General features: G+C 59.1%; 14 protein-coding genes. 9 read left to right on the top strand and 5 right to left on the bottom strand.

All coding sequences use genetic code 11. The features are described 5' to 3' along the window. Positions 1-10: 10 nt before the first annotated feature. From Pan189_RS07100 to Pan189_RS07080, 5 genes are all read left to right on the top strand, one after another. Entirely contained in the window at positions 11-1,267 is a 1,257-nt protein-coding gene (locus Pan189_RS07100; protein WP_145363249.1) for a hypothetical protein, read from the top strand. A 114-nt stretch (positions 1,268-1,381) separates the two neighbouring features. Further along, positions 1,382-2,533, top strand: a complete 1,152-nt coding sequence (locus tag Pan189_RS07095; RefSeq protein WP_145363248.1) for a hypothetical protein — start codon at positions 1,382-1,384, stop codon at positions 2,531-2,533. 206 nt (positions 2,534-2,739) lie between these two features. Continuing rightward, positions 2,740-4,449 (top strand): hypothetical protein, encoded by a 1,710-nt coding sequence (locus tag Pan189_RS07090; protein ID WP_145363247.1) that lies wholly within the window; start codon positions 2,740-2,742, stop codon positions 4,447-4,449. Between the two features lie 276 nt (positions 4,450-4,725). After that, positions 4,726-5,721, top strand: coding sequence for an HDOD domain-containing protein (locus Pan189_RS07085; protein ID WP_145363246.1), 996 nt, complete (start codon positions 4,726-4,728; stop codon positions 5,719-5,721). A 181-nt stretch (positions 5,722-5,902) separates the two neighbouring features. After that, positions 5,903-6,733, top strand: a complete 831-nt coding sequence (locus Pan189_RS07080) for a hypothetical protein (protein WP_145363245.1) — start codon at positions 5,903-5,905, stop codon at positions 6,731-6,733. Positions 6,734-6,858: 125 nt separating this feature from the next. Here the strand turns inward: Pan189_RS07080 and smpB are convergent, their stop codons facing one another. After that, positions 6,859-7,353 (bottom strand): SsrA-binding protein SmpB, encoded by a 495-nt coding sequence (gene smpB / locus Pan189_RS07075; RefSeq protein ID WP_145363244.1) that lies wholly within the window; start codon positions 7,351-7,353, stop codon positions 6,859-6,861. Positions 7,354-7,694: 341 nt separating this feature from the next. On the opposite strand from smpB, the gene Pan189_RS07070 reads away from it, so the two are divergent. Genes Pan189_RS07070 through Pan189_RS07060 form a run of 3 tightly spaced genes read left to right on the top strand, consistent with a single transcriptional unit; the run spans position 7,695 to position 9,626 of the window. After that, positions 7,695-8,441: a lipoyl(octanoyl) transferase LipB gene (locus Pan189_RS07070; RefSeq protein ID WP_145363243.1), complete on the top strand. Its 747-nt coding sequence runs from the start codon at positions 7,695-7,697 to the stop codon at positions 8,439-8,441. Continuing rightward, positions 8,428-9,378, top strand: a complete 951-nt coding sequence (lipA, locus tag Pan189_RS07065) for a lipoyl synthase (RefSeq protein WP_145363242.1) — start codon at positions 8,428-8,430, stop codon at positions 9,376-9,378. The genes Pan189_RS07070 and lipA overlap by 14 nt, the downstream gene beginning before the upstream one ends. After that, positions 9,375-9,626, top strand: coding sequence for a biotin/lipoyl-containing protein (locus Pan189_RS07060; RefSeq protein ID WP_145363241.1), 252 nt, complete (start codon positions 9,375-9,377; stop codon positions 9,624-9,626). Before lipA ends, Pan189_RS07060 begins: the two co-directional genes overlap by 4 nt. Here Pan189_RS07060 and murJ read toward each other — a convergent pair. From murJ to Pan189_RS07045, 3 genes are all read right to left on the bottom strand, one after another. Then, positions 9,603-11,267 (bottom strand): murein biosynthesis integral membrane protein MurJ, encoded by a 1,665-nt coding sequence (gene murJ, locus Pan189_RS07055; RefSeq protein WP_145363240.1) that lies wholly within the window; start codon positions 11,265-11,267, stop codon positions 9,603-9,605. The two genes, Pan189_RS07060 and murJ, sit on opposite strands and share 24 nt — an antisense overlap. Before the next feature lie 38 nt (positions 11,268-11,305). Then, positions 11,306-11,719 (bottom strand): hypothetical protein, encoded by a 414-nt coding sequence (locus Pan189_RS07050; RefSeq protein WP_145363239.1) that lies wholly within the window; start codon positions 11,717-11,719, stop codon positions 11,306-11,308. Positions 11,720-11,881: 162 nt separating this feature from the next. Next, complete coding sequence (locus tag Pan189_RS07045) at positions 11,882-12,196, bottom strand: Rieske (2Fe-2S) protein (protein ID WP_145363238.1); 315 nt, start codon at positions 12,194-12,196, stop codon at positions 11,882-11,884. Positions 12,197-12,269: 73 nt separating this feature from the next. On the opposite strand from Pan189_RS07045, the gene Pan189_RS07040 reads away from it, so the two are divergent. Beyond that, on the top strand, positions 12,270-13,397 hold the full coding sequence (locus tag Pan189_RS07040; protein ID WP_145363237.1) for a glycosyltransferase family 4 protein: 1,128 nt from the start codon (positions 12,270-12,272) through the stop codon (positions 13,395-13,397). A 47-nt stretch (positions 13,398-13,444) separates the two neighbouring features. Here the strand turns inward: Pan189_RS07040 and Pan189_RS07035 are convergent, their stop codons facing one another. Next, positions 13,445-13,795, bottom strand: a complete 351-nt coding sequence (locus Pan189_RS07035) for a hypothetical protein (RefSeq protein ID WP_310821201.1) — start codon at positions 13,793-13,795, stop codon at positions 13,445-13,447. Between the last annotated feature and the right edge of the window lie 46 nt (positions 13,796-13,841).

The raw sequence follows: 13,841 nt of genomic DNA, 5'->3' as shown, positions 1-13,841 counted from the left end.
AGATTCTCCAATGCTCCGTTTTTTTTCAATTCGGCTCGCGACCGTCGCACTGCTCACAGGTGGCCTATTTTCCGCGTACGTCGGCGTCCGGGATGCAATCGCTTGCCCATTTTGCCAAGCGCCGGCGCTGACTCTGACGGAGCAGATCTGTGAGTCGGATGTCGTTCTGTTGGCCGAGTGGGTCGACGCAACGAAACCTGAGGCCGATGGGTCGGTCAAAGCTGCGACGCGGTTCGAGGTCAAAGCGGTCGTCAAAGGCGACTTTCAACCGAAGCAGATTTTGCAACTGGCCGGATATCAGCCGGGTGACCCGAACCAGCTCTTTCTGATGACGGGGTACAAGGCGGAACTCATCGAATGGGATTTGCCGCTGGAGATTACTCAAGCCGCGTTTGATTACGTGAAAGCGGCACCGGATCCGGACCAACCGACAGCCGAGCGGCTCGAATATTTCGTCAAATATCTGGAGCACGCAGACGACCTTGTCGCGACAGACGCATACGGCGAGTTTGCGAACGCACCGTTCGACGACATTGCGAAGGTTTCGTCGAAGCTACCAAAGGACAAATTGTCGACATGGGTCATCGACCCGAAGACCGATGCCGCCCGGCTTGGCCTATATGGCTTGCTGACCGGGCTCGCCGGCGATGATGAAGATCGCCGCGTCCTTGAAGAATTTATCACCCAGCCGTCCGACGATATCCGACTCGGACTCAACGGCATCATTTCAGGCTATTTGCTCTTGTCTGGCGATGAGGGTCTCGAACTGCTTGTCAAAACGAAACTCAAACCGGAGTTCATCCTCGATGAATCCGGGGAAGTGAAGCTCGACGAGAGCGGGATGCCGGTCCCGGTGCCCTTCAGCGAGACCTACGGTGCAATGCAAGCGGTCGGTTTCATGTGGCAATACGGCGGGGATCGCATTGCGCCCGAAAAGCTCAAGGCCGCGATGCGAGTCGTGCTGGACCGACCCGATATTGCCGACTTCGCGATCGTCGACTTAGCCCGCTGGAAGGATTGGTCGATTCAGGACCGCCTCTTCAATTTGTACGGGAGTGACGGATTTGAAGTTCCCGGCATGAAGCGTGCAATCATCAAATACTTTCTCGCGAGTACTCGAGACCTGCCGGAGGGTGTTTCCCTCGACGATGCCGAAAAGCTCCCTGAACACGTCACAAAGGGTCAGAAGATTCTTAAGAAACTGGAGCAGCAGGACCCGGTGGTCGTCAAAGACGTGCGGGACCGAGAATTCGTGTTGTACAACTAAATAAGTTGCGAGCATTGACGTTTCGCCAATTCAGAGCCGTCGCGGAGAACTTGCTCACCAGAATAGCGGTCGTCTACACGACGGAATTATCTGCCCCAGCCATGGAAGGCGGGAATGAACTCACGAACAAATCGCGTGGCGATTGTGGTCAGGATGACCTTAGTCGCTTCGTTTCCGATTATTGCATCTGATTGCATTGCTGCGCCGGTCGACCCCGATGTGGCGCCTTCGCTGCGCGAGTTGGTGCAGCGATCATCGAATGCGCTGTTGGCTGTGCCCGATGAGAACGAATGGCGGATCGTCCGCTCGCTACGGGGAGCCGGGGCCGAGTTCGTCGGACGCACCGTCCGGTTGCGCAACGCACCCGCGCGATCCGATGCGATTCTGCTTCGACGGGAATCGTTGCAAACCCATTGGTCCGATCCGGTTCCCCTGTCAAAGCGGGGCGCGAGCTTCGTGATCAATCAATTGGAGTCGTCCGACGACCAGCGCTTGGCACGGGCGGCGCGATACCTACTGGACTCTGATCAGCACGTCAGAGAAGAATGCTTCGCCGATCTCTCGCAGGCCGACTTTCGCGACGTGAGATTGATCGCGAACCGGCTGCCGCTCGATGCGTTGCATCGCGCTGTGGCACGGGATTCGATTGCCCCGCATCACCGGCGGTCGGCCGGTATTTTGCTCGGTCTTGCCGCGGGAAATGACGAAGCGAAAGTGCTGATCAATTCGATCGGTCGTGACAAAGAAGGTTTGGGATTGGGCGACGACGGGCTGGTCGCCGGATATCTCCTTGCGTCAGGAACTGACGGCCTCGTCGAGTTGGAACGCCGCTTCATTGAAGAACGCAGAACGCCGGTCACGACCATTCGGGCGGTGCTTGCCGGTCTCGATTTCATCCGCGAGAACGCGGCGGATCAATTCCGCGATGCCGACTTGCGAGAGACAATGCTCAAGATCGCAGAGCGCCCTGATGCCACCGACCTCGCTGCGGCGCAACTGGCCGCGTGGCACGATTGGCAAGCGGTCGACGGACTCGTGCGCATCTTTGAAGCGAACAACGATCGCGATGAGACACGAAAGAAAGCGGCTCGCGTCGCCATCCTGAGGTATCTATCGGCCTGCTCGCGCTGCCCCGATCCGGCCCGGCAATTCGAAACCGAGACGGCACGAACCGCACTCGCGCAGTTCGAGCGATCCCACCCCGACGCAGCTCGAAGGGCGACGGTCCTCTCCGGTGTTCCGACCCGCACTTCGGAATTGCAGTGAGCAGACGAGAGTTGCAAAAAGCGTTTGAATAACGCGTTTGAGGCTCAGTGCGCGGTCGGCCGTCGAGGTCGACGAACCCGCGAACTCGGTCACCGGATTTCCCCCACAGAAATTCCTAGTGAACCGAGGGCGGAACTCTGGCGTTGAGGTCGCTAATATAGCGACCGTACGTGACCGGATCACACACCGCGAGTGGAGCAGGACTGATGAGAAGAACGGGTTGTGCCGCAGTAGGACTATGCGTTTGGGGGGCGACCGCGCTCGCCATCGCTGCTGAACCGTTCGAAATGCTACCGGGTGACACCGATGTCGTCGTGAGGCTGAAGTCGCCGGCGAAGACCGTCGATGCGCTGACAAAATTTGTGCAAGAAGGTGTACCGGCCATCGCACCTCAGGCCGGAATGATTCGCCCTTCGCTCGGGATGGCGATCTCGAATCCGGGTTTAGCCGGTGTCGACGATACCGCGGACTGGTGGGTCGCTGCGTTCGCGAACAAGACCTCGAAACCATCGGTCGTGTTCATCGTCCCGACCAAAGACAAAGTGGCTGCCAAGGCGGCATTGGGCGACAAATTCTCGTCCAAATTTATCGATGACTATCTTGTCTACTCCGCCAGTCAGGACGCGCTCGACCGGGTCGCGGGAGATGCCGAGAACTCACTCGAGTCTTCATTGAGCGACAACGCGGAAGACACCTTCGAAGAGGGGGACCTCTCCGCGTGGATCAACGTGCCGCACTTGCGCGAGGTCTATAGCGGTCGCGAAGAAGAAGCGCGTCAGGGCTTCGACCAATTCGTCGAACTGATGAAGAACGCCGCCGCGGGTGCGGGCGATGCGCAAAAGCAGCAAATCGAGAGTGCCATCCCGATCTACAAAGCCGCCTTCGAAGGGGCCGTTGTTTTCGGAAAAGACCTTGAACCGGCCGTCTTCACGATCAGCCCGCAAGAGAAGCAACTACTGACCGAAACGCTTCTGACCGTCAAAGAGGGAAGCCAATCGGCAAAAACATTAGCAAAGAATGAGGTCGCCGACCTCGATTCGATGAAGGATCTTCCGACCGGGGCTATCGCCTACTACGGCCTGCACTGCGACATGAAGGGCTTGATCGAATCATCAATGAACCTCGCGGGCGGAATGTACGGCGACGACTACAAGCAGTCGCTCGAAGAGTTCGTCAAGGTTCTCGAAGACGTCGACTTCGGGTCGTCCGTTGGAGCGGTGTGGATCGGCGATTTGGAGTTCGGGCTGTTTCGATTCATCGGCAATACGAACGTCGAACCGATCGAACGCTATCGCGATGCGATCCGCGAATTGACCCCGAAAATGGAATTGCCGGACACGCCCGGGCTGACACAGGAAATGACGTTCGAACCAGAAGCCGAGACGATCTCCGGAGAGAAGGTCGACCTGTTGACGATGACGCAAACCTTTGATGCCGAGGCCGATCCGAGCGGCATGGCCGAGAAGGTCAATCAAGCCTTGCTCGGGCCGGACGGAATGCAGCAGTGGATTGCCTACTTTGATGACACCGTCGTGCAAACGATCGGTCCGAAGTCGTTCGCCGAAACAGCCATCAAGACTGCTCAGGGAGAGTCGCTCGCGGCACCGGTTCCGACGGAGGACGCGATCGAAGCGAGCCGGGAATTCCTCTCTTCGGAAGCGAACGTCGTCCTGCTGGTCGACTGGGCTCGGATGCTTGCCGACGGAACAAAAGTCGCCGCGAATACCGGAGCGGTGCCGTTCCCAATCTATGCTGACAAAATCGATGAACTCGGCATCGAACCCTCGTTCGGCGGATTTTCGATGACGACCGAAGAGAACGCGATTCGGATGAAATCGGTTCTGCCGATCGCTCAGGTGAAGGGCATCTCCGATCTCGTCGACTACGTGCGACAAGCGATGCAACCGCCCCAATAGAAGAGTTTTCGGCGATCTGTAGCGGCTATCAGATTCACAACGGCTGCAAAGTCGTTCGAGTCGCGACCAAAACCGCTGCACGTTCGGGGTATTCGCTTCAGGCGACACCCCAACCGCAGGGCAGCACCTCAAAGCGACCCCCGTATTTCGGGGGTCGCTTTGTCGCTATTTGGCAACGATCGAAACGCGAGCTAAGTTTCGTCTGACGAAACCCGCTCTGTTTGATGCGGTGATCTTCCGCTCATTTCGCTTTGATGCCCTCTCTTTGGCTCCGCCATGGCTGCTGCCACCACTGAAGCCAATTTAGATACCAGTGGGTGGACCGAGCGCATCGATCGCGCACTGGGTCAGTTCGCCGCCAGCGAGTTGCCTCCCACGCTCAAGCTGCCGGCCCTGCCGCACGCGGTCGCCTCTTTTCAGCAAAAGGCTTCCGACCCCGATGTCGCGATCAAAGACCTCGCTCGGATTATCGAAACCGACACCGGCTTGACGCTCGAACTCCTTCGGCACGTCAACTCGTCGTTCAACGGCCTGCGGCACCGTGCTTCGTCGGTTCAGCAGGCAATCACGTTACTGGGGATTCGACAAAGCAAGACGTTCGTCGTCACGACCGGCATTCAGGCCGCTGTCCAAGCCCGCAAATCGAAACTGATCAATCAGTCCTGCTTTTGGAACGCGAGCCTGCAAAAAGCCCTGTTCGCTAAAGTGGTCGCCGGACTGATCGGGGCCGATGCCGACACCGCGTTCGCCGGTGCATTGCTACAGGACTTTCTGCTTCCGGTCCTCACCAACGATCTGTTCGACAAGTACGTTGCCTTTGTCGGACAGCGTGCCGCACAGCAACAGCTTCTGCCGGAATACGAACAGCAGCAATTCGGCTGGGACCACGCAATCGCCGGAGCGTCCCTCGCCCGTCGCTGGCATCTGCCGGATGAGTTGGTGGCCTGCGTGCTGTATCACCATCTCGGCCTGCGTGCGCTGGCCGAACCGGAATTGAAACGAACCTCGGTCGCCGCCGTCGCACTCTCGGCATTGCTGCCTGATCAGTTGCGGCAGGATTTTCGCGGGCTCGAGCAGCTGATCTTCCTGCAGGGCAAGTGGTCGAAGTTCGACCTGAAAACGTTGACCGAACAGGTCGACGAATTGCACGGCGAGATGGGCTTGGGCGTTCGGAATGATTTCCCACTCTCTCGCCGCTGCAAGCCGGCATTCGCCGATTCCGCCGAGCGATTCGACGATGGTTCGGTCAACCGCACCGCACTGGCGGGCTGAGGCCTCGGAATTCGGTGATCCTGCGACACGGGCTTCGCGTTGTTCTCCCGTGCGAAGTGGTTCTCGCCGTCGACAGGCGATACGCTTCCGATTCGGAAAATTTGTGCGGCCCACCCACACCGAACACGGGCCGACTTGTAACGTTCGCCTGCGTTGCCTCGACCCGAGGGGAAGGACTCCGATGTCTGATGACACCGCGAAACCAGAATCATCCGAGTCGGCCTCACCGGCCGACATTCAAAGCGTCTACCTCGTGTCGTATCCGAAGGTCACTCTGCTTTGGCCGACGTTTCTGCTCGCGTTGATTTCCGGTGTTTGCACCCTGTTTGCGGGCGATCTCGCCCCGGCCGTGGGAATGGATGGCCCTCCTGCCGCGCAGGAAACGTCGTCTGATGTTGAGGGCGAAGAGACCGTCGATGACGAAACGCCAGCGGCCAAGCCGGTGCAGCGGAAAGGAAATCGATTCGCGGAATTTCTGGGCGTGCTCTTCCTCGGTGTCTTCGGTCTGAATTTAGTCGTGCTGGCATTCGACTTCCCGCGGACAGCCTCGCTCACTCTGCTGTTCCTGATCTTCGGCGTCTTGATGGGTGCTTTGCTGCTGTTCCGGACCAACCCCGACCTGCTGCCGGCGATCACCGACATCTTGCAGTTTGTGAAACCGATCGCGAATGCCGACTTCTACTTCCTGTTCTTCGGAATCCTCTGCCTGATTTTCATCTGCGTGTTTCTCAGCGTGCAGTTCGATTATTGGGAGGTCCGGCCCAACGAACTGCTGCACCACCACGGGTTCCTGAGCAATCTCAAGCGCTACCCGACGCGCAATCTTCGCGTCGAAAAAGAAATCACCGACGTGTTCGAATACGCGCTGTTAGGCTCGGGTCGGCTGATCCTTTACCCAGAGGACGAACGTCGTGCGATTGTGCTCGACAACGTCCCGGCGATCGGGCGCAAAGAGCAGCAAATCACTAAGCTGCTCGGCGCGATGCAGGTGCAAATTCGCACGGCCCCATAACGATTAACAAGCCCGCAGCGCCAGCAAGGGATTCCGCGGGAGGAGTTCTCATTGCTTCTGATGCGCCGTTGAGCTTGGAAAAAGGTGCGAGGGTATTCTCGCGCCAGCGCGTCGGGCAATTGGAGCTACGAGTGCCGTAATTTCTCGGCACGCATCTCGCGGACATCCGTCTTCGCCTTGAGCTTCTGCCGCTTATCGTGCGTCTTGCGGCCCTTGGCTGTGGCGACTTCGACCTTCACGATGCCCCGCTTGAAATAGAGTGACAGCGGCACGATCGTCAGGCCTCGATCTTGGGCCGACTCGGCGAACTTGCGAAGTTGGCTTTTGCGAACGAGCAACTTGCGTTCGCGCCGTCGCTCGTGGTTCATGATCGTCGCCTGCGGATATTCGGCGATATCAGCGTTGATGAGCCAAAGTTCGTCGCGCTGCATCCGGGCGTAGCCGTCTTCGATGACCACCTTGCCGTTGCGGATCGACTTCACTTCGCTGCCGGTCAGCACGATCCCGCATTCAAGCGTGTCAAGCAGTTCGTAGTCGTGTCGGGCTTTGCGGTTGCGCACGACGACCCGCTCGTTCGGGTCTTCGTTCTTCCTGCCTGATTTTCCCTTCGACTTCGCCATAGGAATTCAAACTTCTTGACCGGGCACTCGATCGACTTAAACAATTTGCCGACAAGTGCGCCGGTTCATCAAAACCATCGCCAAACTTCGATCGTTCGCGTGCGATGACAATCCCTTGCTCGCGCTGCGGGCTAGAATTTCATGTAACGAGCACTAGCGGGGTGATCTGACGAGTCGCGAACCCGGCAACGATAGACTTTCAACGCCCAACTCTCAACTCTCAGCTTCAAGCAACGCCCGATTGTCGCTGGCGGGATGTCGTTCTATTATCGAGGGATGAGAATCGAGCTGTTTTCAACAGACGGTTCACATTCGACAACGAATACTGACGGTTTTCGAGAATGGATTCTGCGCGAGCACAACCCGGATTTGCGGATCGGTCACCCGACTCGCTCGAGGTCCGTTTGCTCGGGACCGTTGATTACGATGCCGCCCTGTTCCTGCAGGAGCGGTTGCTGTTCGAACTCTCCGGTCGGGAAGATCGAACCGGCGGACTGCTGATGTGCGAACACCCTCCGATGGTCACCATCGGCCGGGAAGGGAGCCGGGCTCATTGGAACGTCGATGAGAAGGCGTTTGAATCCCGGCTGATGGATGTCCGCTGGGTCAATCGTGGTGGTGGCTGCATTGTCCACGGGACCGGGCACTTGGCGGTCTATCCGATCTTGCCGCTCGCTCGTCTCGAAATTGGGATCGACGGCTTTCGCCGCAAATTGGAGCAAGCTGTAATCGATGCGGCCGGCGATCTGCGGATTCCCGCCTGGCCGAGCGAAAGCGGTCATGGCATCTCGGGACGGCTCGGGCAATTCGCGACCGTGGGCGCGGCGGTCAAGAGCTGGATCAGCTATCACGGCGTCTTCATCGATGTCGCACCTCCGATGGATTTGGTCCGCTTGATCAACGGCGCTCCCGGTGAGGAGCGGAAGACCTGCCTGTCGGCACTGCGTCACCGTCCCGTTTCAATGCACGGCGTGCGGGAGGCACTTATCCGTCGAATCGCGGCACGATTCGGCTACAATCACTATCACGTTTACACCGGACACCCGCTGCTGAAGCGGACGAAGAAAGTTGTTCATGTCCCTGCTTGAGATTTTGCCGGATGTTCCCCAACGCTCGACCGGCGGTGGTTCGGGTTGCGGCTCGTCGAGCGGAAGTTCCGCACCGGCTCGCCGCCCGCGTCTGCCGAAGTGGCTCCGCCGACCGATGCCCGAGGGCGGCATGGCCTACACGAGCGACACGATCGCCGACCTGAAGCTCAACACCGTCTGCGAAAGTGCGAAGTGTCCGAACCGCACGGAGTGCTGGTCGCATAAAACCGCCACACTCATGATCGCGGGCAACGTCTGCACCCGCCCCTGCGGCTTTTGCAGTATCGATAAAGGCAAGACCGAACAGCTCGAAATCGACGAACCGCAGCGCGTGGCCGAAGCGGCGGCGCGGTTGGGTTTGGAGCACGTCGTGATCACGTCGGTCACACGAGACGACCTGCCCGATGGCGGGGCCGAGCACTGGTATCAAACAGTGCTGGCCGTCAGAGAGCGGACCGACGCATCGATCGAAGTTCTGACCCCTGACTTTCGCGGCAACGTGGCGGCGATCGATCGCGTGATCGAAGCAAAACCGGACGTATTCAATCACAATACGGAAACGGTCCCCCGCCTGTATCATCGCGTGCGGCGCAATGCCGAATACCAACGGACGCTCGACCTGCTGGCCCGGGTGAAAGAAATCGAACCCGACATGCCGACCAAGAGCGGCATCATGCTCGGACTGGGGGAGTCGATCGACGAAGTGCTCGAAGTCTGCGCCGACCTCCGCAAGGTCGGCTGCGACATGCTCACCGTCGGCCAATATCTCCAACCGACTCAGGAACATCTGCCGGTTGAGCGGTACATCCCGCCGGAGGAATTCGACTCACTCGGCGAGTTGCTTCGCACGATGGGCTTCGGCCTTGTCGCTAGCGGACCGTTCGTGCGGTCGAGCTATCACGCCGGTGAAATGTCGGACGCCCTCAAGAAGTCATGACCGAAGTTCGTGTTCCGGACATCGGTGCGGCTGACATCCGCGTCGGCACATGGCTTGTCGATGTGGGTGACGAGGTGATGGAGGGAGACCGGCTGGTCGAGTTATCCTCGCCCGGTGTGATCTTCGATGTGGCAAGTCCTGCCGACGGTATGATTACCCGGATCGCCGTCCTGACCGGCTCCTCGATCACTCCGGGCGAGTTGCTGGGGCAGATCGATGACTTCTCAGCCGCGGGGTCGACGAGTTGAGGTCAGTAGTGCGAGGACATCGCGTCTCGCGATGACCCCCAGCACCCCCGCGTAGGCCACGATTGCGGTTAGCATCGGAATCGCGACGGCGACGAAGCCTTCCGCATTTCCGCCCGATTGAAAGCCCGCCGTCACCACGACGATTCGACACGCGACAGCCATGACGACCGTCGCGACCGCGATGCGAGCGATGAATGCGACAAACGATCGGTCGAATACGCCTCGCAACGGCGTTCCCGGAATCGAAGCCAGTAGCAGGAATTGCATAATCGCCGTGACCGCGGTTGCCAACGCGAGACCGGTTTCACCCAGCGGAATCACGAGGCCGGCGTTGAGAATCAAATTTAAGAACACCGCGACAAGCCCGACACGCAGAGGAGCCCGTTCATTTCCGGTCGCGTAGAACCCGCGCTGAGCGATCAATAATAGCGCGTAAGCCCACACCGCGATCGCGTAGGCGGCGACCACACGCGACGTCTGCAGCACGTCGCGCTGCCCGAACTCCCCACGCTCGAACAGCAAGGCTGTAATCGGCTCGGCCAGCACGATCAGCCCGACAGAGGCGGGCAGCGTGACCAATAGAACGAGACGCATCCCCCGCGTGAGATCACTCCTCATTGCGGCGAAATTGCGATCGGTCGCGTGCTTTGAAATCTGCGGGTAGAGGACGGTGCCGATGGCCACCGCGAAGACACCGAGCGGAAATTGATAAAGCCGCTGTCCGAAGTAAAGTGCCGCCGCACCACCCGCGGCAACTAACGAAGTCGCATTCGGATCGTCAATCGACGGCGTCAATCCCCAAGCGATCAGGCCGTCCGCGAGTGTGTTGAGTTGAGTGATGCTCAGCCCGAGCAACGTCGGCACAAGACTCGTGCGAATGGCCGCGAGGGCCGAACGCACGGGAGTGGAGTCAAAATCGAGACGAAAACCGATGCGATGTAGCGGTCGAATTAACAAGCCGAGTTGCAGCACGCCGGTCACGCTGATCACCGCGGCAATCGTGGTAATGGCAGCTTCTTTCGAAAGAGCGACCGCACCGACGATCGCCAGGGCCGCCACCCACACCACATTCAACACAACAGGCAGAGCCGCGGGCCAGAAAAAGCGATCGCTCGCCTGCAGAATCGCGGCGACTTGGGCAGAGAGGCAAATCAACCAGAGATACGGCAGCAGCACTGCGGTCAGCGTGAGCAGCAACTCTGACTTTGGACCGAGCCAGCCTGACAAGATCGCGCCCACAAGTAAGAATTCGAAGGCGACGACGACACCCCCTAAGAACAGACCGGTCTTGAGTAAGACCGCCGTCCCCAACTTCCACGCGTCTTCGGTTCCGTGCGATTCTCTCGTGCTCACGAAACGGGGAATGAAGACGGCGGCAAGTGCTCCCTCGCCGAACAACCGCCGCGCGAGATTGGGGATGCGAAATGCGATCGTAAATGCGTCGAGCAATGGCCCGTTTCCGAATGCTGCCGCCATCGCGGCGTCGCGAACCAAGCCTAATACTCGTGATACGAGCGTCAGCCCGCTGACGAGACCGAACCCACTAAGCATGGAATTGCGACGCGCGGCATTCGCATCGTCCGATATCTCGGCCGCACCTTCGTCGCGATGAGAAACCGGCTCGGCCGGGGCGGCATTCATACAGGCGTCCGCGAAGGAAGTGCGGCCGCCAAGCGAGTTCACATCGCGGCCGGATGATCGATCCGGGCGCGGTTTACGTCAATCGCTTCGAGGATGTCAAGAACTCGCAGCATCGGGAGGTCCCATTCCTGAGACCAAGCGATCACGTCGAGGTTCTCGTAGCCGAGGTCGAGACGATCGAGAATGCGATCTGCCAGCAGGCCGTGCGTCATGATTAGCGTGTATCGAACGCCAAAGGTCTCGGTCTCGAACTCCATCCAACGGGTTTCCCCCCGGATGTGTTCCAAGCGGCGATGTCGGCAGTAAAGCAGCCAGTAGGTGCGATACCATTCTCGAATGGCATGGTCGCCGAGATCGCAGCCGTGCTTCTGGCTTTCGATCCACTTGTGCGTTTCGGCTTCCCGCCGTGCCGTGTCGAACAGGCTCGCACTCATCGCCGTCGATGCGCTCATGAAGTCGATCCGCCGGGGCCGCTGTTCGTTCGGAGGCCAGAAGTAGGCGACCCCCGTCGAAAATAACCGACTGCATGAGAAAGCCGGTACGCAGCGACTGTGTGTGGTCCAATCAGAATACGCCCAAGGCCGGGCGGCGACAACAGCAGCTTACCATTCTCATCAATCGATACTGACCTGAATTTCACCGTCCTGCACTCGCGTTTCGTAAGTTTCGACGCCAAGTTTTGCAGTCGGATTGTCCATCCATTTGCCTGTTCGGCAGTGAAAACGCCACGCGTGCAGCGGGCACATCACGACCTCTTCTTCAACATGGCCGGCCGAAAGCGAAGCCCCGGCGTGCGGACACATGTCGTCGATGGCGGCGAAGGTGCCCCCTAAATTGAAGACGGCGACCATCACGCCGTCGACGTCGTAGGCCCGACCTTCGTTCTCGGGGATGTCGCCCACTTTGGCCACGCTGTGAAATTCAGCCATTGCTCTCTCTGCTTTCGCGTCTCGGTCCGCGGGATTATAGAGGAGATCGAGCTGCGACCCCAAGGGACGGACCATGCCGCGGATTGCCATCATCTTCGAATTCCCCACGCTGTTCGGCGGTGAGCGGTCGATGCTTGCCGTAATCGATCAATTGCTGAGTCCGGCCGATAGCTCGTGGGAATTTGTGGCGATCTGCCCCGAGCAAGGAGCCCTTCGGGATGCCCTGTCGGCACGCGGGATCGAAGTGAAGCCGCTCAACCTGCGTGATGAAACCGGGAAACGCCCGCCGAAACACATCGCAGCCGAAATGTTGCACACGTGCCTCAGATCGGTCGACTGCGACCTCATTCACGCCAATAGTTTGTCGATGGCACGGCTGCTGGGGGTCATTGCCACCGATATCGCCCTCCCCTGCACCGGGCATTTGCGCGACATCCTCAAGTTGAACCGCGCCGCGATCGACGATTTGAATCGACTCGATCGATTGATCGCCGTCTCCGATGCAACGATCGAACATCTCGCGGGACAGGGACTCGATCGCGGACGAGTCACGCGGATTTACAACGGCATCGATCGCGAATCATTTCGTCCCAGGCCGCGGTCGTTCGCATTGCATGACGAGCTTGGCCACCGTCACGATTCAATTTTGTTACTGACCGTCGGCCAAATCGGGCTGCGGAAAGGACACGATGTGACCGCGAAGGCCATCGCAAGCATTGTCGGAGGTGATAGGCGAGATAGCGGTAGTCTCGGCTGGGCGATTGCCGGAGAGCGTTTCTCGGCGAAGGCGGAGAGCATCGCATTCGATCGGTCGATCGACGAAATTTTGCAAGCCGCCGGGTTGTCGGACCGTGTTCATCGACTCGGCTATCGGGACGACGTCGCCAAGCTGATGAACGAGGCTGATCTGCTTGTGCATTCGGCCCACCAGGAACCATTGGGCCGTGTGCTGTTGGAGGCCGCGGCGTCCGGACTGCCGATCATCGCGACCGACGTCGGCGGCACGCGCGAAATTTTTGAAACCGGAATCGACGGAGAATTGGTTGCGGCGGACGATGTCGTTGCGCTGGCAAGAGCAATCTTTGCCCGACTGAGCACGACCGAGCGACTTGATCCACCCGCTGCCTTCTGCGAACGATTCTCGCTGAAGCGCAGCGCGGCGAATCACGCGGACTTGTGGCGAAAGCTGATTACGCGTTGAACACCAGGAAAATCACCTGCTGACGCTGCGGGTCTGTTCGGCGCGGGTTATTCGGACCGGAATTCGGGCCATCGCTTCCAAGCGTAGTCCCACTCCATCCACATCCGCATCATCGACCAGAGCAACCGCATGCGGGCGACATGCTCCGACGCCAATTTTTGTTGATTCGCGGTCGACTGCGCCGTGGCCTCGGCCAGTCCCCACCGCTCGCCAAGCTCGCGGCAAATGCCGTCGGCAGTCAGGTCGACTTCGGCGTCTTCTTTGAGGAAACCGCCGCCATCGGCAATGACAAATAATTCGAACAGCCGACCGCGAAACGGCTCGATTTCGAGCGGTTTCTCCTCCGATTCCGCTTCGAGAAGTATCGATTCGATGCGATCAAGAACTTGACGGGCCATGGGCGTTTGAGCGGTTGTCGACATATTGAAGCAGACTTCAGGGCTG

Origin of the sequence: Stratiformator vulcanicus (assembly GCF_007744515.1) — a bacterium.
Classification (GTDB): domain Bacteria; phylum Planctomycetota; class Planctomycetia; order Planctomycetales; family Planctomycetaceae; genus Stratiformator; species Stratiformator vulcanicus.
This window is presented reverse-complemented; position numbering and strand designations above follow the sequence as displayed.